General features: G+C 36.3%; 18 protein-coding genes. 17 read left to right on the top strand and 1 reads right to left on the bottom strand.

The features are described from left to right. Positions 1-37: 37 nt before the first annotated feature. The 7 genes from ABC371_RS16670 to ABC371_RS16700 all read left to right on the top strand — a co-directional run bounded on the left by ABC371_RS16670 (position 38) and on the right by ABC371_RS16700 (position 4,042). Positions 38-247 carry a hypothetical protein gene (locus ABC371_RS16670; protein ID WP_412897807.1) on the top strand — a complete coding sequence of 70 codons (210 nt, stop codon included), beginning with the start codon at positions 38-40 and terminating at the stop codon, positions 245-247. Positions 248-356: 109 nt separating this feature from the next. Continuing rightward, a complete protein-coding gene (locus tag ABC371_RS16675; RefSeq protein ID WP_412897808.1) occupies positions 357-998 on the top strand; it encodes an alpha/beta family hydrolase in 642 nt (213 codons plus the stop codon). A 97-nt stretch (positions 999-1,095) separates the two neighbouring features. Continuing rightward, on the top strand, positions 1,096-1,785 hold the full coding sequence (locus tag ABC371_RS16680; RefSeq protein WP_412897809.1) for a gluzincin family metallopeptidase: 690 nt from the start codon (positions 1,096-1,098) through the stop codon (positions 1,783-1,785). A gap of 78 nt (positions 1,786-1,863) precedes the next feature. Next, the gene (locus tag ABC371_RS16685) at positions 1,864-2,886 is read left to right on the top strand and encodes a M3 family metallopeptidase (protein ID WP_412897810.1); all 1,023 of its coding nucleotides are present in this window, start codon (positions 1,864-1,866) and stop codon (positions 2,884-2,886) included. A gap of 38 nt (positions 2,887-2,924) precedes the next feature. Beyond that, complete coding sequence (locus ABC371_RS16690; RefSeq protein ID WP_412897811.1) at positions 2,925-3,152, top strand: hypothetical protein; 228 nt, start codon at positions 2,925-2,927, stop codon at positions 3,150-3,152. Between the two features lie 23 nt (positions 3,153-3,175). Continuing rightward, positions 3,176-3,508, top strand: a complete 333-nt coding sequence (locus ABC371_RS16695; RefSeq protein ID WP_412897812.1) for a hypothetical protein — start codon at positions 3,176-3,178, stop codon at positions 3,506-3,508. Positions 3,509-3,541: 33 nt separating this feature from the next. Further along, complete coding sequence (locus tag ABC371_RS16700) at positions 3,542-4,042, top strand: GNAT family N-acetyltransferase (RefSeq protein ID WP_412897813.1); 501 nt, start codon at positions 3,542-3,544, stop codon at positions 4,040-4,042. Positions 4,043-4,131: 89 nt separating this feature from the next. On the opposite strand, the gene ABC371_RS16705 is transcribed toward ABC371_RS16700, so the two are convergent. After that, on the bottom strand, positions 4,132-4,755 hold the full coding sequence (locus tag ABC371_RS16705; RefSeq protein ID WP_412897814.1) for a LysE family translocator: 624 nt from the start codon (positions 4,753-4,755) through the stop codon (positions 4,132-4,134). Positions 4,756-4,898: 143 nt separating this feature from the next. On the opposite strand from ABC371_RS16705, the gene ABC371_RS16710 reads away from it, so the two are divergent. From ABC371_RS16710 to ABC371_RS16755, 10 genes are all read left to right on the top strand, one after another. Further along, positions 4,899-5,324, top strand: coding sequence for an RND transporter (locus ABC371_RS16710; protein WP_412897815.1), 426 nt, complete (start codon positions 4,899-4,901; stop codon positions 5,322-5,324). A 226-nt stretch (positions 5,325-5,550) separates the two neighbouring features. Further along, on the top strand, positions 5,551-6,090 hold the full coding sequence (locus tag ABC371_RS16715) for a DUF1572 family protein (protein WP_412897816.1): 540 nt from the start codon (positions 5,551-5,553) through the stop codon (positions 6,088-6,090). A gap of 359 nt (positions 6,091-6,449) precedes the next feature. Further along, positions 6,450-6,596: a hypothetical protein gene (locus tag ABC371_RS16720; protein WP_412897817.1), complete on the top strand. Its 147-nt coding sequence runs from the start codon at positions 6,450-6,452 to the stop codon at positions 6,594-6,596. Next, the gene (locus ABC371_RS16725; RefSeq protein ID WP_412897818.1) at positions 6,589-7,842 is read left to right on the top strand and encodes an MFS transporter; all 1,254 of its coding nucleotides are present in this window, start codon (positions 6,589-6,591) and stop codon (positions 7,840-7,842) included. Before ABC371_RS16720 ends, ABC371_RS16725 begins: the two co-directional genes overlap by 8 nt. A 211-nt stretch (positions 7,843-8,053) precedes the next feature. Next, positions 8,054-9,427: a hypothetical protein gene (locus tag ABC371_RS16730; RefSeq protein WP_412897819.1), complete on the top strand. Its 1,374-nt coding sequence runs from the start codon at positions 8,054-8,056 to the stop codon at positions 9,425-9,427. 254 nt (positions 9,428-9,681) lie between these two features. After that, entirely contained in the window at positions 9,682-9,900 is a 219-nt protein-coding gene (locus ABC371_RS16735) for a hypothetical protein (RefSeq protein ID WP_412897820.1), read from the top strand. Between the two features lie 40 nt (positions 9,901-9,940). After that, on the top strand, positions 9,941-12,613 hold the full coding sequence (locus ABC371_RS16740) for a phosphodiester glycosidase family protein (RefSeq protein ID WP_412897821.1): 2,673 nt from the start codon (positions 9,941-9,943) through the stop codon (positions 12,611-12,613). 156 nt (positions 12,614-12,769) lie between these two features. After that, positions 12,770-13,147, top strand: coding sequence for an SET domain-containing protein (locus tag ABC371_RS16745; RefSeq protein ID WP_412897822.1), 378 nt, complete (start codon positions 12,770-12,772; stop codon positions 13,145-13,147). Positions 13,148-13,239: 92 nt separating this feature from the next. Then, positions 13,240-13,449, top strand: coding sequence for a hypothetical protein (locus ABC371_RS16750; RefSeq protein ID WP_412897823.1), 210 nt, complete (start codon positions 13,240-13,242; stop codon positions 13,447-13,449). Between the two features lie 373 nt (positions 13,450-13,822). Continuing rightward, on the top strand, positions 13,823-17,740 hold the full coding sequence (locus ABC371_RS16755; RefSeq protein ID WP_412897824.1) for a carbohydrate binding domain-containing protein: 3,918 nt from the start codon (positions 13,823-13,825) through the stop codon (positions 17,738-17,740). The last annotated feature ends 3 nt before the right edge of the window (positions 17,741-17,743 follow it).

Below are 17,743 nucleotides of genomic sequence, written 5' to 3' on the forward strand. Positions count from 1 at the left end.
CTGGCTTGTGGGTGGAAAAAGGGAGTAATCTGGGAAAGTGAGAGAACAAATGGGTACTAACAAGTTTAATAAGTTTATTGAAATTGCAAATAAACTAAATGATATTGAAATTATTCCATTGCTCATGGGGTCAGTTGGTTTAGAAGTCGTTACAGGAACGTGTTGGAATGAGAAGAAAAAATGGCTTCAAAATGCTTTACAATTAAATGAACCAGAACATGAGTGGCTTCAATTTTTGTCCATTTAACATCTAAGACAATAAAAAGCCTAGTTATTGGTGTAATCAGTCATTTTGAAGAAGGACTTTTTGCTTATAGTGGAGAATAGAAAACTACAAAACCATAGGGAGTGAGAAAATGGCGACGAATAATGAGGTGCTTGGTTCTAATTATATCCCTTTTAGATTGATTGAACAAAAACAAGAAGTAAATAATTTAGTTATTGTCTTACCAGGGTCTGGCTACACAACTCAGGCCCCGTTGTTGCACTTTACCACAGGGCTATTCTTTACGAAAGGCTTTGATGTTTTACATATTAATTATTCTTACAATAGGCAAGAGTTATCTGAACTCAGTAATGAGGATTTCAAAAGAGATGTACAACTTGCAATTGACAAAGCAATAAAGAGTAAAAATTATAGTCATTATTTTATAGTGGCTAAATCAATAGGAACAAAAGCTTTAAGTGATCTGCTAAATAGTACAAGGTTCAACGATGCAAAAGTAGTATGGTTGACTCCAATATTACAAAATGATGAGGTTTTTAAGACTATGGTCAATTGTGATAATAAGGGACTTTGTATTATTGGAGATAAAGATCCTTGTTTCATTGAGGAACGCTTTGAAAGGTTGAAAAATAATCACAATTTTACGTTAAAAGTACTAGAGGGTGGAAATCATGGCTTAGAGCTTGATAAGGAGCCAATAAAATCTATTGACCTATTAAAATGTGTAATTTCTGATATAAATGAGTTTCTAAAAATGAACGGGCATCCTTAAAAGGATGTCTTTATTTCACAGGAAAAATGGTGGATATAACAAATTAATGTGAATTGCTCGGATAAAGCCTAATTTTATTAACATCAGGGGGTAAAATTTGAATAAAACAAGATATTCTAAAATATGGAACCTTGATAATTTGTATCAAGATGGGTCAATTCAACTAAATAATCATATAAAACAAATAGAGATTAGGATGGCTGAATTAGAAGAAAAATTAAATTCACTTGGTAACCTGTCGGAAGTAAATTCATCGCTTAGAATCGAATCAATAGTAAAACACATGGCAGACATTCGTTTTCACCTATCTCAAGTCAATTCTTATACAAGTTGTCTTCTTGCACAAAACCCAAAAGATCAAAATGCAATGACTGTAAGAGGGTTTACATCTTCAAATAATGCTCGCTTTGAGTCAGCAATTAATACATTTCAGAGTGTTTTGTTAAGCATTGATCAAAAGTTGTGGGAAGTCATAGTAGAAACTAAGGCTTTAAAAAATTATAAGTTTATACTTAATGAATGGCGTAAAAAAGCTAAAATTTCTCTTTCAGAGGAGGAAGAAGGGTTAATTTCAGCTCTGATGGTAGATGGTTACCATGCATGGGGGCAATTTTATCAATCAGTAATAGGTAGTATTAAGGTTGGAATTCAGATTGAAGAAGAACATAAAGATTTATCTGTTGGCCAAGCCATTAATTTGCGTTCTTACCCAAACAAGAATATTCGTAAAACGGCTCATCATGTTTTAGAAGATATCTGGAAAGAAAAAGAGGAACTATTCTCATAAATATTAAATCATATTGCGGGTTTTCGTTTGCATATGTACAAAAAGAGAGGACAAGATAATGTCTTAGTTGAGCCTCTAATGGAAAATCGTTTAAAAGAGGAAACACTAAATGCAATGTGGACGGCAGTATCTAAGTATAAAAAACCCTTTATAAATTATTTAAATGAAAAAGCAAAAATGTATGGCGATCAAAAAATGCAGTCTTATAATTTTTGGGCACCTATTGGAGATAAGAATCAAAAGATCGAATATGAAGATGCTGTAGTCTTTATTTTGGAACATTTTAATCAATTTGGAAATGAAATGGCTAATTTTGCTCAGCAAGCATTTGATAACGGTTGGGTAGAGGCTGAAGATCGACCAAATAAATCTGCTGTTGCCTTTTGTGCAGGTTTTCCACTATCTGGCGAATCAAGAATTTTTATGACATATGGAGACAGAATTACAAGTGTTTTAACCTTAGCACACGAATTAGGTTATGCTTTTCATAATTATGCGATGAAACCAGTTGAAGGATTGAATAGACAATATCCATTAAGTATAGCTGAAACTGCTTCAACATTTTCTGAACTAATCATATTAGATGCAGCAATTGAAAAAGCAGAATCTGCTGAAGAAAAATTGTTTTTACTAGATGAGAAATTAAAACGTAGTGTTATGAACTTTATGAATATACATTCTAGGTTTCTATTTGAAAAGAAATTCTATGAAGAACGTAAAATGGGCATCGTTTCTTCATCGCGGTTAAATGAGATTATGAAAGAGGTCTTAGATGTGGCTTACGGCGGATCGCTTGATCAGGCATCTTTTTACTCTTGGGTTTGGACACCACATTATTATCTGACAAAATCGCCATTTTATAACTTTCAATATACTTTCGGGTACTTACTTTCTCTTAATCTCTATGCAAAATCAAAAGAAAATGGGAGGGATTTTGAAAAGAATTATATAGAATTGTTACGTGATTCAGGTAGTATGTCTATGGAAGATTTAGTGATGAAGCATTTAGAAGAGGATATTACTTCTGTAGATTTCTGGGAAAAAGGAATAAAAATATGTGTCCAAGATGTTGAAGACTTTATTAACTTAATTTCTACTTAAAACAGAAGTAATTTTTCAATAGGGCTGGTCAATTACTCATGGCATTAAAAATTTTAGTAGAGAGAGGAAGAATTATTTTGGTACAAGAAATACTTGAACTACTTAACAAAATGTATCCTGTGAATTTAATAAAAGTTGAACCGGTAACAAACGAGATGTTTCGGTGCACTGCTGATGAAGGTTATTACTATGCAAGAATTACAAACTATAAAAGGTATGAAATTGATTCAAGTATGTATTCATTTTTAGGAATAATTAAAAATTAAAACCAATAGTGGGAGTTAATGAAATGAAAACTGATATATTTATTAAATTTCTTTTAAGTGGAATCTTAGTATCTTTGATCGTAATTGCATTTAATACTGATATTGATGACAACGTCCAAACCTCAATTCCTAATGTAGACGTTGAAAATCAGGGTGGTAGAGTTGTTCAAATTGCACCAAATCGAATTGGGATTGTGGATACTGGTAATCGTAGTGGTTGGGAACAACTTGTGGTTTTTGATTATAATCCAGAAACAAAACAGTTTGAGGTAGTTGGTTCTATACCATATGAGGATATTTTTAATCATCCTGAAGAATTTGAAATCTCAACAAAAGACGATAAATACGGGAATTAAATTTTTACTTGGAATATAAATGGAGGGAATAAGGTGGCAAGAGTAGTAAAAATAAAAAGGGAGGAACACTCTCTGGAAGCCATTGATGCTCTATATAGAGAAGTATGGAATCAATCCATAAAAGAAAGATTGAAAAAACATATAAATTACGACGGATTTAGGGGATATATCATCAAGTCAGATGATGAGGAAATTATAGGGTTTTCTTATGGTTATATATCACGATCAGGTCAATATTATCACGATTTACTTGCAAATGAAATTGGTCCAATTGAGTATGAAAAATGGCTACAAGATTGTTTTGAGTTTGTTGAATTAGCTGTGCATCCAAATCATAGAAACCAGGGTTATGGTACAATTCTTATTCATGAATTACTAAAGGAAGTAACGAATAAGACCACTGTTCTAACTACTCAAGTAAATAATAGGTCTGCCCAAAGTTTGTATCAAAGATTGGGATGGCTGGTGGTTAAGGAACCATTTATACCGAGTAAAAATGATTCTCCATATGTGATTATGGGTAAGGCTTTGTGATAGAAAGTTAATGTGGTTAAACAAATTTTCTCTTTAAGTAAACCCCGTCCTAATACTAGAACAGGGTTTTTTCTTCGCTTAATGAAGGTTCATTTTTGGCTAAAGGCAATTTTTAAGCCGATCAGGGTGAACAGAGACCCTTGAATATAGTTAATCTTTTTAGAGAAGGTAGGATTTTTACGTAGGAAATAACCAACTTTTCCAGCAAATAGACTAATTAAAGAAAAAATAACTAACGTTTGCACTAGAAAGAGGATTCCATAAACAAGCATTTGAATGGAAACATGCCCATTCTCATAGTTAATGAACTGTGGAAAGAATGCTAGGAAAAACAAAGAAACTTTTGGGTTTAATAGATTCATAATAACCCCTTTTTTGTACAAAGATTTGTAGTCTAAGGTGTCCTCATTGTGAAGGTTTAAACTCGATGTTTTTTCTCTAAAAGACTTAAAAGCTAAAAATAATAAGTATGCTGCTCCTGCGTATTTTACGATGGTGAATGCAAAAGCAGACTTGTAAATCACAGCAGAAATTCCAATTGTTGCAGCTGCAATATGTAACAATAATCCGGTGCAAAGCCCAAGTGTAGTGAAGATCCCTGCATTTTTTCCTTTAGCGATACTCTGTGCCAAAGTGAATAAGTTATCAGGCCCTGGCATAATCGTAAGAACGATGGCTGCACCCAAAAAAGAAATAACAGAAAGGTAATCCACGTTTATCCCTCCAATAGATTATGGTTCATTTTACCATAACCTTTTGAACTATCATAACAAGATTTCTAGAAAAAGATACTGAGTATGGATAATAAAGGAAAAATGCAACCTTTTGTTGAATAAGTTACAAGAGGAGGGATCAAATGCATAAAAAAGAATTTATGAAAGCAATAAACTGGACTATTTTCATACTGGTTGTATTTACGGCGGTTATTACAGCTTACATCACACTCTATGATCTTAATCATCCACCTGCCTTTGGTGAAGATGCGCAATCTCGTGCGGGATTCAGATGGGGATCATTGCATATTTTCATCTCGATTGCCATACTGATCATTTCGGCTTTTTTAGCAATAGGGTGGAAACGCTTATTTCCATTAAACGTTCCGATTGCGATCATACTGGTTGGTTTTTGTTATATATTATTTTTTCTTACTTTCACGATTGGATGGGTTGGGGCGGTAGGCATGCTTGGGTTTTTAATTGCTTTCCTAGTAGGGATGGTTTTAATAATCTCTTATTCTGTGGCTAATCTTATTGAACGGCGAAAGAGTATCAATAATAGTTAATTCGCCTGTACTTATAGCGAAATTTGAGGGTTGCTTTTTTTTACATTATCCATTTCAACTCTTGGCATGTTCGGATTACTCATGTTATTTATTATTGTTATTAGTATGATGTTGTTTGGTAACTTTGGGTCATAGTTTATATAAGTTGGAAAATTTTTCATGATTGGGTTCAAGTTTGTAATATATATAAAGGAAACCGTTTTTTGAAAATCTGGAGGGGATAACGGTGAATCTTGGAAGCCAATATTTGAGAATTGTCATTGAGAGATTTAAAGATGTAAAAAGCCTTGGAGAGAAAACAATGACTCAGTTATCGGAAGAGGAAATCCATTGGACCTATAATAACGAGTCCAATAGTGTTGCAATCATAGTAAAGCATTTAAGCGGTAATATGGTTTCAAGATGGACTGACTTTTTAACATCTGACGGGGAAAAGCAATATAGAAAACGTGATGAAGAATTTCTAGATGATATATCTTCGAAAACAGAATTAGTTACTGTCTGGGAAAAAGGGTGGAAAGTCTTAATCGATACACTAACCAGTTTAAGTGAAGAAGATTTATTAAAACATATATACATTCGAGGAGAGCGTCATTTGGTTTTAGAGGCCATCGAAAGGCAAATGGCACATTATGCTTATCATGTCGGCCAAATTGTTTATATTGGCAAGCAATTGAAGGATAGTACTTGGAAGAGCCTCAGCATCCCAAAAGGAGAATCCGAAGAATACTTAAAGGAAATGCTTGAAAAACACAAAGGAAAATAAGGAAAGCTTTTTTCTTATTGGAATTTTGGAGCATATTTAGGTTTCGTTATTATCCGCATTTCTACCATGTCCTCAAACATCAGTGGAAAGATACTTTACTTTCTACATTACCTTCAAATTGTAATTTCATAATTTACTGGATGAAGAAGCTTAAACAATTACAAACTTACATATTATGCACTTAATCAAATAAAAGAACTTAATACTCGCAAAATTTTGCGAATTTAATTTTTTTACTTAATCATTAAACTTTACTTTACCAAATAATGTATAATGTAACTATTCAATGAAATGAACGGATACACAAGTATACATCTAATATGAGACCTGCTCTGAATAGGAACGAAGTAAGGGGGGACATGATGTTTTTTGAAGAGGTGAAACTTAGGTCAACGATTCCTTGGAAAGTAAAATTTTATAAAATCAAAACGGCGATTCTAACTAAAGTTGATGGACTATGTTTAAAGGGTATGGCGGTTCCGTATACTGCTACATTATATGAATAAAACCAATTCTGTCGAATTCGGAAAAACGCATACCAATAAGTTATTATTTATATCACTTGCCATGCTTGGTGCGATGACAACTTGGTTTTCCATGACAGCTGTGTTACCAACTTTAATAGAATTGTGGGACTTAAGCAGCAGTGAGGTCAGCTATATTACAATCATGGTCAATTTTGGATTTATTGTAGGTTCATTGGTTTCGGCATTTATGAATCTACCAGATCGCATTCAACCTCATATTTTATGCTTTTGGTCTGCAATGCTAGCGGGAATCTCAACCATTCTAATAGCTATACTTGCAGACAGCTTGGTTGTTGCATTGATTTTCCGCTTCTTTACGGGTGTTGCCTTGTCTGGGGTGTACGGACCAGGTTTGAAACTTGTTTCTACTTGGTTTCAACTTAGGCGTGGTTTGGCAATGGGGGTGGTTGTAGGCGCACTCACAATTGGCTCAGCCGGTCCCCATTTGTTCAAAGGATTTGGGATAACCTCCTGGGAGCTAGTGTTAATGATTACGGGTGTTTGTTCGATTTTATCTGGAATCTTCATGCTTTTTGTGAAAGTGGGACCTTATCCATTACCTGTAGGAACCTTTGATCCAAATGCAATTCCACGTGCTTTTAAAAATCAGAAAGTCAGACTTGCAAACTTCGGATATTTCGGTCATATGTGGGAGCTTTATGCGATGTGGTCTTGGTTTGGATTGTTTGTAGCTGATAGCTTTCGAACAAGTGCGATGAATAATTCTTCATCTGCCGCTTCGCTCGTCACATTTATTGTGATTGGCTCTGGATTATTTGGTGCTTGGTTTGGTGGTGTTTTTGCCGATCGTATTGGGCGAGAACAAGTCACGCTATGGTCTTTAGGCATTTCAGGAACAATTGCACTCTTCATCGGATTTCTCTTTGGGAGTTCACCATGGATTGTTGCTATCTTCGGGGTGATTTGGGGAGTAAGTATTATTGCTGATTCAGCCCAGTTTTCTGCGTTACTAACAGAGCATACAGACCAGCGTTATGTTGGATCAACATTAACCATTCAGTTGGCCATCGGCTATGTGCTTACAATCATTGTGATTTTTCTGGTGCCATTTGTTGAATCAATTATAGGCTGGAAATATACATTCTTGATCCTTTTACCTGGTCCCATTCTGGGATTTATATCGATGTTTCGATTACATCGGTTAAAAAAGAATGAAATGATGGTTCGTCGTAACGGAGTAAATCGCGTTGAAAAGGAAATATAGACTTATATTTTGATAGCGCTTACAAATTAATAACTGTGAGGGGACTTTTTACAATTAGCAAGGTACAGAAAATTGTTTAGCATCATAAATTTTGGAGGCTGTAGGTATAGACTCAGAAATCCACTTGGACAATGGGTGAGTAAACTTGTTGTTTTTTCCTGCTATGCTATAATTTGATTGTTTGATTTAAACATCTTAGTAGGAGGAAGAAATGAAACAACACCCATTGGTCCGCTATCTTTATCTATTTTACGCATTCATATTTTTGCTCCATACGATGAATGTTTTTATAGATAGCGAGAAAATCAATTACATACTTGGAGTTCTTGCGATTATTATGCTGATTGTGTCATTTCCTTTGGCATCTGGGCTTTTTAAGATTTTAGGTGGTACATTTTTGGCGATAGGGGGATATTTATTTTTCGCGACGGGTCAGTCTCTACATGTCATTCCTAGTTTATTAACTTCAAATCTATCATTACTAACCCTTTTAGCGATGCTTCCTTGGATGAATAGCATTGTGAGAAGTGGAAGATTTGACAGGAACTTGAATCTTCTTATGAAAGTGAATGTATCTGATCTTGGTAAATTATATCCACGGAGTTCATTAACGACGCATATCCTTGCAGCTTTTCTAAATTTATCAGCTGCGACGATCTCACAAGACGTACTCAAAAGCACCTTGGCTTCTTTTAGTAAAGAGATTCGTAATTCATTTATTACAACAGCATCCCTAAGAGGTTACTCATTGGCGCTGCTTTGGAGCCCGTTGGAGATCATGGTGGCCGTTTCTATATTTACTACAGGTGTTGATTATGTCACACTCTTGCCATGGCTCATTTTGATGGCAGTTACTGCTTACCTATTAGACTCGATTTTTGGACGCATCTATTATAAAAAGTACAAATTCGAACAATCAAGTCTGACTAAGCAATCAATGATCGATAAAAAAGTAATAGCTAAAAAAATGATGCAATTCATTATTGCACTTATCTTATTCCTATCACTGGTTATAATGATTGTAAATCTATTTGATTTAAGTTTTATTTTAACCGTAACGATCCTTATTTTCCCATTTGCCTTCGTTTGGTCTCTGCTGATGAAAAGGCGAAGAAGCTTTTGGGCAATAGGTTGGAATAATTGGAAAGAAAAGACCAATACGATGCAGAATTTTATCGTATTATTTATTTCACTTTCTTTATTTTCTACTAGTTTAGGAGATACAGCGTTTTTGGAAGCGATTCAAAAACCACTGTCGTATATGTCTGAATATCCGATAGTCATCTTGTTCCTAATTCAAGTTATCTTTGTTTTCATAAGTATGTTCGGTATCCACCCAATCGCAACGGTTGGAATTTTAACAGGAATCATTACACCATTATTAGATATAATGAATCCTGTTAGTATTGCTCTCGTGTTAATCACAGGCTCAGTTGCCACTTTTACAGTAGGTACGTATGGGTTACTCGTCACCTTAACAGCGATGGGCACAGGGCAAAGCCCTTATCGTATAACCGTACAAAATATGCCATTTGCAATAGGTATGTGGATAATCGGAACTTTAGTAGCTTATTTTTTACTGTAATAGCAATTGCTGTTACTTTTGTTTTAAAAGGCCTGAATCCTAAAAAAGTTCAGGTCTTTATTACTGTTTTTTTAATGATACCTTACAAATTAAATATAACTTTCTCATGCGAAACTTAAAACCTTAGACCTGATTTTAAAAGAACTTTATATTCTGTAGTTATTCTATTAAGAGATTCTTGATATAATGAAAATACACTTCAAAAATATTCGTTAAATTTTAAAATTTAATTTTAGTAGAGGGGAGATTAATTAATGAATGTAATATGGTGGCGAAATGTAGTAATGGCGTCAGCGATTACGGTACCATTGGCACCTACAGTCCATGTACAAAATCAACTATCAGATGTCGCACAAGCTCGGTCAACCTCATCAGACAGAACTGAACCCGTAATTTTTGTTGGGTCCAGCTGGCAAAACGCTTGTTTCCAATTAATCGACAACACCGATTGGACCAGAGGTAGAACTTACTAGTTTTGAACGATTTGACACTCGAGGATTGTTATATGGGGAGATGATGACCATAAACCTCGGAAATGAAAATATTTCAACAGACTTACTTTTTCCTGGTCGTGTTTCCTCAGCCAAACCATTGTCCGAAATAGCAAAGGAAGCTGGTGCAATCGCGGGAGTAAATGGTGATTTCTTCGATATAAACAATACGAAAGCACCTTTAGGTACTGTCATTAGTGAAGGGAAACTTGTAAAGGGTCCTCAAGGTAGCCACACATTAACGGCTAGTGTAGATAAAAATGGACTTGGTCATATTTCTAACATTCTATTAGATGGAAAGGTAAATCGGACCTTCAAAGAATTAGCAGAGTTGATGAAGGAACATGGTGCACATTATGCATTAAATCTTGATGAAGGAGGTTCCACAACAATGGTTGCACGAAAAACTGGCACAGATAATGTGAAGGCTGTTAATCAGCCATCAGATGGCATTGAACGTTCTGTGCCGAATGGAATAGGAATTTTTGCAAAGGCTGGAAGCGGAGAATTAAAGAGCTTTGCAGTTGATACGGTATTTGATTCAGACAAGAGCAATCGTGTATTCCCAGGATTAACTAGAACATTCATCGGGTTAGGTCTTAATGAAAATTATTCTCCAGTTTCAGTTGGTGAATTGAAATGGCAGGCACTTCCGGCAGATGTTGGAGCATTTGAGGGAGATGGAGTGTTCCGCGCGATAATGTCAGGAAATGCGATTGCGCAGGCGAAAGTGAAATCTTCTAAAGGTTCCATGGAGATCACCGTTCTTGGTGAATTAAATCGAATAGAAGCTACGAACGCGCGATTAAGCCTTGAAATGGGACAACAATCTCGTTTTTTCGTTACCGGCTTTGACAAAGACGGGTATAGCGCACCAATCGAAGCTAGGGATGTGAGCTTAAATTATGATGAAAAGGTCATATCCATCATGGAAAATGTTGATGGTGGCTTTACTGTTGTTCCTAAAAAAGATGGGGATTCAGCGCTAATCACAATTACAGCAAAAGATGAGGTTGCATATCTTCCAGTTACAATTGGTCTTGCAACAAAGAACGTTGCTGATTTTGAAGATATTGGAGGTTGGTCATTAACAAAATATCCAAGTGAAGTTGGAGCTAGTATGAGGCATGTCGATGGTAGGAATGGAAAAGGTATCGAGTTAGCATATGATTTTTCAACATCAACGGCTACCCGTGCAGCTTATTTACAAGCATCACCAACGATTGAGTTACCTGGCGACGTTCAGAAAATTGGACTATGGGTAAAAGGTGATGGAAATGGTGCTTGGCTTCGAACAGTCATAGAGGATTCCGGAAACACAAGATATACACTTACACTAGCGGATCAGGTGAATTGGACGGGATGGAAGTTTGTTGAAGCAACAGTACCTGAAGGAGTACGATATCCAGTAAAGATTTGGAGAATTTATCCAGTTGAAACAAATAAAAATGATCAGTACACAGGACAATTGGTATTTGATGATGTAACTGTTAAAGTCCCAACATCAATATATGTTCCTGAACAAATGAAAGATCCAGATCCTCTTATTATCCAAAATGGGGAGATAGAAAAAGGTCGTTGGACATTTGCAGTACTTGCAGACAGTCAGTTTGTAGCCAAGTCTCCAAACAGTTCACAAGTACAAATGGTTAGAGAATCTCTTAGGCAAATTGTAGCTGCTAATCCAGAGTTCCTTGTTATCAATGGGGACCTAGTTGATACAGCATGGGAAGAAGACTTTGAACTAGCAGAGCAAATTTTGCAAGAAGAAGTAGGAGATAAACTACCAATCTATTACATTCCAGGAAACCACGAAATCATGGGACCAGGTACATTAGATAACTTCCTGGAAGTCTATGAAAATAATCGCTATACGTTTGACCATAAAGGTACAAGATTTATTTTACTAGATTCTTCGACTGGAAGTTTCCGGACAAGTGATTTCCAACAGCTACTTGATCTTAAAAAGGCGTTAACCGAAGCTGCAACGGATTCAAATGTGAAAAATGTTGTTGTAATGGCACATCATCCAACACGTGATCCACTGCCAACTAATAATAGTCAGCTTAGTGACCGGAAAGAATCCAATCTTCTCGAACAATTTTTAACGGAATTCCGTCAAACATCAGGAGGTAAGGGTGCGCTCTTTATCGGTGGACATGCTCATACTGTTAGTGTAGAACGTGTCGAAGGTGTTCCGTACATGGTGGTTGGTCCTTCTGGAAAAGCGCCATACGGTTCAGCTGATGCAGGTGGTTTTTACGAATGGACGATGTTTGGTGTAGATCAAACTCCAATACCTGCTCAGGCTAAGGGACCTGAACAATCAAACGGTCAAAGTGTAGTTTCCGGTACGGAGTGGATTCAAGCAGAAGTGAATCCATTATTGTTGGACATTACCCTTCAAACACCAGAATGGTTAAAGGTGGGTGAGACCATTAAGGTCGAGGCGACTGGTCATCAAAAAGATAATCTTAACTTTCCACTTCGTTACCCTGCAACCGTACAGTGGGAAGCTAGTGACAATGTCTTTATCGGAAGTGGAGAAGAGCTTACCCGTGCAGAAACCTCTGGTAAATATACGGCGCTCTTCAATTACCAAACAGGAGATTTAAAAGCCTTAAAAGCAGGCGAAATAACCCTAAAGGTGGAAGCAAACGAAATAACAAAAGAACAAACCGTTATAATTGAATAATTGGGACAGAGGGACAGGTACATTGTCCCAAGTACACTCCTGAAAAAGAGGTTGCATTTTTGCAGCCTCTTTAACTTTTGTGATATAAGGTTTTTATTTTATTGGATTCATGTTAAAGTTAGAAAGAAAATCAAAAAAATTGGTAGGTATAACAACATGATTGAGATAAAAACTTCTTCAGTAAGTGATGGCGAATTTAATAGAGGCGTATTTGCTACAGTTGATATCAAAAAAGGGCAACTAATCCATGAAGCACCCGTAATTTCTTATCCGAATGACCAACATGAGCACATTGAGAAAACATTGCTCGCTGATTATGCATTTGAATATGGGATTAATCATACGGCAATTCTTCTAGGTTATGGAATGTTATTCAACCATTCCTATGAACCCAACAGCATTTATGAAATTAACTTTAATAATCACACCTTTGACTTCTATGCTTACAAGGACATAAAAGCAGGAGAGGAAATCCTAATTAACTACAATGGCGATGTGGATAATAAAGATGAACTCTGGTTTAACAAGGACTAGATATATAACACCTTGTGTTAAATTTTTTAGTTTAAATGCAACGGAAAACAACGAAATGCCTACGACTAGCAAACATCTGGGGGTGACAAAGAATGAATAAACGATGGACAATTGGTAAAATTAATGAATTTGTTGAGAACAATTCCGATAGTAAATTGCTTTCAACGGAATTTCATGGTTTTTCACAAAAGTTATTATTTAAATGCGCATGTGGCAGTAATTTTGAAAAAACATTTACGAAATTTAAAAATAATCACCAACGTAAGTGTGATGTGTGTCAACCTCCAAAAGCGTCACGTTAAAGTATAGGGAATATGAGTACAACCTCATACAAATTTACACCAAAAAAGGTTTTCTGCCAACGTGCTGGAAACCTTTTTTAAAATTATGGCAAGAAACAATATACACTACAATTAGATTTTTGAGCATTTTCTACTAATTGGCACTTCTAATCTATCATTTTCTTCCTGTACTCACTTAAAGTCCAATTTACGACAGAGTATCGTAAGAAAGACCTATATGTATGATGAATATAGTTAAGTAGAATCAAACTAAGGAAGGGTTATCAGAATGTTAGTTTTTTATTGTAACGAAAATTATGTAAACGCTTCCTAAAAGTGAGAAAGGAGGTTAAATAAAGTTTCATATCTACACAATTTAAGGGAGGTTTGTTGTTTGACCAATAGAAAGATGAAAAAAACAATCATGCGCACATTTTGTTTTACTCTTTTATTCAGTTTAATCGCTCCTTATATTAGTTCTGGAACACTCAGAGTTTCTGCAGATAAAGGACCAAGCGTGGTACGAAATGGAGGTTTTGAAGAAGTTGTGATCCCTGGGTGGAGTCTAGTTACGAACAACCCTTCAACAAGTATCTCTATCAGTAATGATCGTGTGAATACCGGTACACATAGCTTGCATTTTATAGATTCAAATTCAAATAATCCAGGTGGGAACTTGCAAGTGACAAGTGAGAAGATAGCCGTTACTCCTGGCGAGTCCTATACTGCAAGAGCCTATGTGAATGTTGTTAAACAATCCCATAGTATCGGGTACGAGGTTCATTATTTTAATACTGAAAATCAAAAGGTTGGAAGTGCAACGTTCATTAATTTTCAATCAACTGCTTTAGGAACGAATCAATGGACTGAAATCAAGGTGCCTTTTACCGTTCCAGAAGGTGCCACCCAAGTTGAGCTTCGATTCAATTCAGGTCATCCATCTAATACAGAAGCTTACTTTGATGATGTAAAAATTGTGAAGGATTCTGATTCAACAGAAATTTTACCAGTAAACGAGTCGTTTGAAGAAGATGTTGAATATCCTGGATGGAGCCGCGTAACAAATAACCCATCCACGAGTTTTGCATTTAGTTCAGAGAAAGCTCATACAGGAAATAAAAGTTTATATTTTAAAGATGAAAATAACAATAATCCAGGTGGTAATTTGCAGGTAACGAGTGATAAGATTCCTGTTACCTTAGGAGGGTCATATATTGCGAAAGCATATGTGAATGTTGTCAGTCAATCCCATAGTATTGGTTATGAGGTTCATTTTTTTAACGATGAAGGACAAAGGGTCGACAATGCTACTTTTATTAACTTTAGTGCTGCTGTTTTAGGAACTGATAAATGGACCGAAATTCAAGTTCCATTTGACGTTCCAGAAGGTGCGACACAGGTTGAACTACGTTTCAATTCAGGTCATCCTTCAATCACGGAAGCTTATTTTGATGATGTAACGCTTGAAAATCTATCCACTGAAGAACCTCCAGTTGACGATATACATACAGAAGTGGTTAACCCTAGCTTTGAAGAAGCAGTCGTTGATGGAAACATTCCTGGGTGGACATCAGAATTTGAAGGTCCTGGTATTCAAGTAAGTACAGATAGAACTCGTACAGGAGTGCAAAGTGTACATTTACATGATACTACTGATAAAGCAGGTGTAAGTGTTTTGAGTGATAAAATAGCAGTTGAGGCCGGTGCATCCTATCTATTGACGGTCTATTCAAACGTTGTAAGTCAGACGCATAACGTTGTGACCGAAATCCGTTATTTTGATGCAAATAATAATAGTATAACTCAGCATCGGGAATTGAATGGAAACTTACCAAAAAATGAATGGAAAGATTTAAAAGTTTTTAGTGTAGCTCCTGATAATGCAGCATACGCAAGACTCGCTTTTTATTCTGGCGGGATTAGTTTTACAGAGGCTTATTTTGACGATGTTACCTTTGAAAAAGTGACGGAAGATGGTCAATTTGATCGTGAATATGTAGCACCTATTAATCTAGGAGAGATGGTTCATGTTCAATTAGGACAAGCAGGAGCAATTCAGGAAAATAGTTTAGGTGAAAATGAAGTATATTATCATTCAAATGGTGCCCCAGGAACGTTTTCTGTCCTTGATGCTGAGACAGGGGAACTCAAGTTTTCTAAAGTCATTGACAATACAGAAGCTGTGTGGGCAATTACGATCGGCCCTGATAAAAATGTGTATTTCGCTAGTACTTCTGACGGGAAATTATACCGTTATGTACCAGACTTAAAAGAAGTCCAAGCCCTGGGAGCCAATCCTTCTGCAGCTTGGGTATGGGATTTAGAAGCGACAGAGGATGGTAAAATTTACGGTGCCACCTATCCAGGTGCAGGTGTATTTGAATATGACATTAATACAGGTAAATTTAAAGATTTGGGTAGTGTCACAGATCAGGATTATGCACGTGGACTAGCTGTAGATGGGGATTATATCTACGTAGGAATAGGCACAATGAAGCATCTGTATAAAATCAATCGACATACAGGTGAGAAAGAGGAGCTTATTCTTGAAGGGCATTCAGGTGAGAATGGATTCATCCAGGATGTTTGGGTTGTAAATGGGAAGCTTCTTGTTGCTGTTTCGACCGTTAATATGCTTGTTATAAACCCTGAAACAATGGAAGTTGAAGGTTCATTCGGATTTAGTAATATGATTTCCGAACCAGACCCTTCAGAGCCTAACATGATTTATTATAAAAATGGAACACAATTATACAAATATGACCTGAATACAAATGTAGAAACATTAATCGAAGACCTTCCAATTCTTCCAGATACTCCACGAGTAAAGGATATGGCATGGATTACGTTATCTACTGGGGATACAGTCTTGGCGTTTGTTACACAATATGGTGAATACATGTTATACAATACAAAAACAAATGAACTGAACTTTGTCGCATTAGATCTTGCAGCAACAGCTGTAGCCATTCAGTCTCTTGAAACGGGCCCAGATGGAAAACTATATATGGGCGGCTATCAGCGTGGTATGAGTGTGTATAATCCTTTTAAAAATGAAATTGAAGTAAATATTTCTTCCTTTGCTCAACCAGAGGGGATTGGATTCTTGAATGGTAAAGCTTATTTTGGAACATATGTGGGTGCGATTATGTACAGTTATGCCCCCAACCAGCCTGTTGACTTAAATAGTAATCCACATCTTGAATATGACATTAAAGATGAACAAGATCGTCCTTTTGTGATTACATCAGGTGATAACAAACTATTTGTTGGAACAGTCCCTGATTATGGTGTATTAGGTGGGGCTTTAGCCATCTATGATGAGGATACAGGTGAATGGTTCCAACAACGAAATGTTGTTCAGGATCAAAGTATTATTGGTTTAGCTTATCATAATGGTAAGTTATTTGGAGGTACTTCAGTATGGGGTGGTTTAGGAATTAACCCGAAAGCAACTGAAGCGAAGATTTTTGTATGGGATGTTGAAAAAGGTGAGAAGATTGCAGAATTCACACCAGAGATACCGGGAATAGACGTTACACCTCGTATGATTGGTGACTTATCATTTGGTCCTGATGGATACCTATGGGGTGCTGTTGAAGGTACTATTTTTAAAATGGATCCAGAAACCTATGAAGTTGTTGATAGTAAAGTGATTCGACCAAGTTTATATAATAGTAGTAAATGGTACCCATATCAACTGGAGTGGGGACCAGACGGCATGCTATATACAACCTTGTCTCGTAAACTAATTGCGATTGACCCTGAAACATTAGATTACAAAGTTCTTGTAGAAGATTTTATGAACAGCATGACTGTAGGCATTGATGGAAGCATCTATTATGCGTTAGGCAGTGAGTTACATAAAATTGCTGTTCCTGAAACGGATGCAACCTTAACATCCATCACGATTGATGGTGAGGAGCTTGAAGGTTTTCAACCTGGTACTACTATTTATGCGTTAAATGGTGAACAAACTGAAAATATCGTGGCAGAGGCTACTCAAGTGGGGGCAACTGTAGATATCGTACATTTAACTGATAAAGCAGAAATTATAGTTACCGGTAAAGATGGAAAATCAACTCTAATATATAAAATCATTTGGACGGATGAACCATCCGAACCCGAAGAACCGGGTAAGCCAGGAAAGCCTGATAAACCAGGAAAACCGGATAAGCCAGGAAAGCCAGATAAGCCCGGGAAACCCGATAAGCCAGAAAAGCCAGATAAGCCCGGGAAACCCGATAAGTCGGGTAAGCCGGACAAACCAGGCAAACCTGATAAATCAGGTAAACCAGGGAGCCAAAGGTAATCT

Source organism: Bacillus jepli (assembly GCF_047238305.1).
In the GTDB taxonomy this organism is placed as follows: Bacteria; Bacillota; Bacilli; order Bacillales; family Bacillaceae_L; genus Ferdinandcohnia.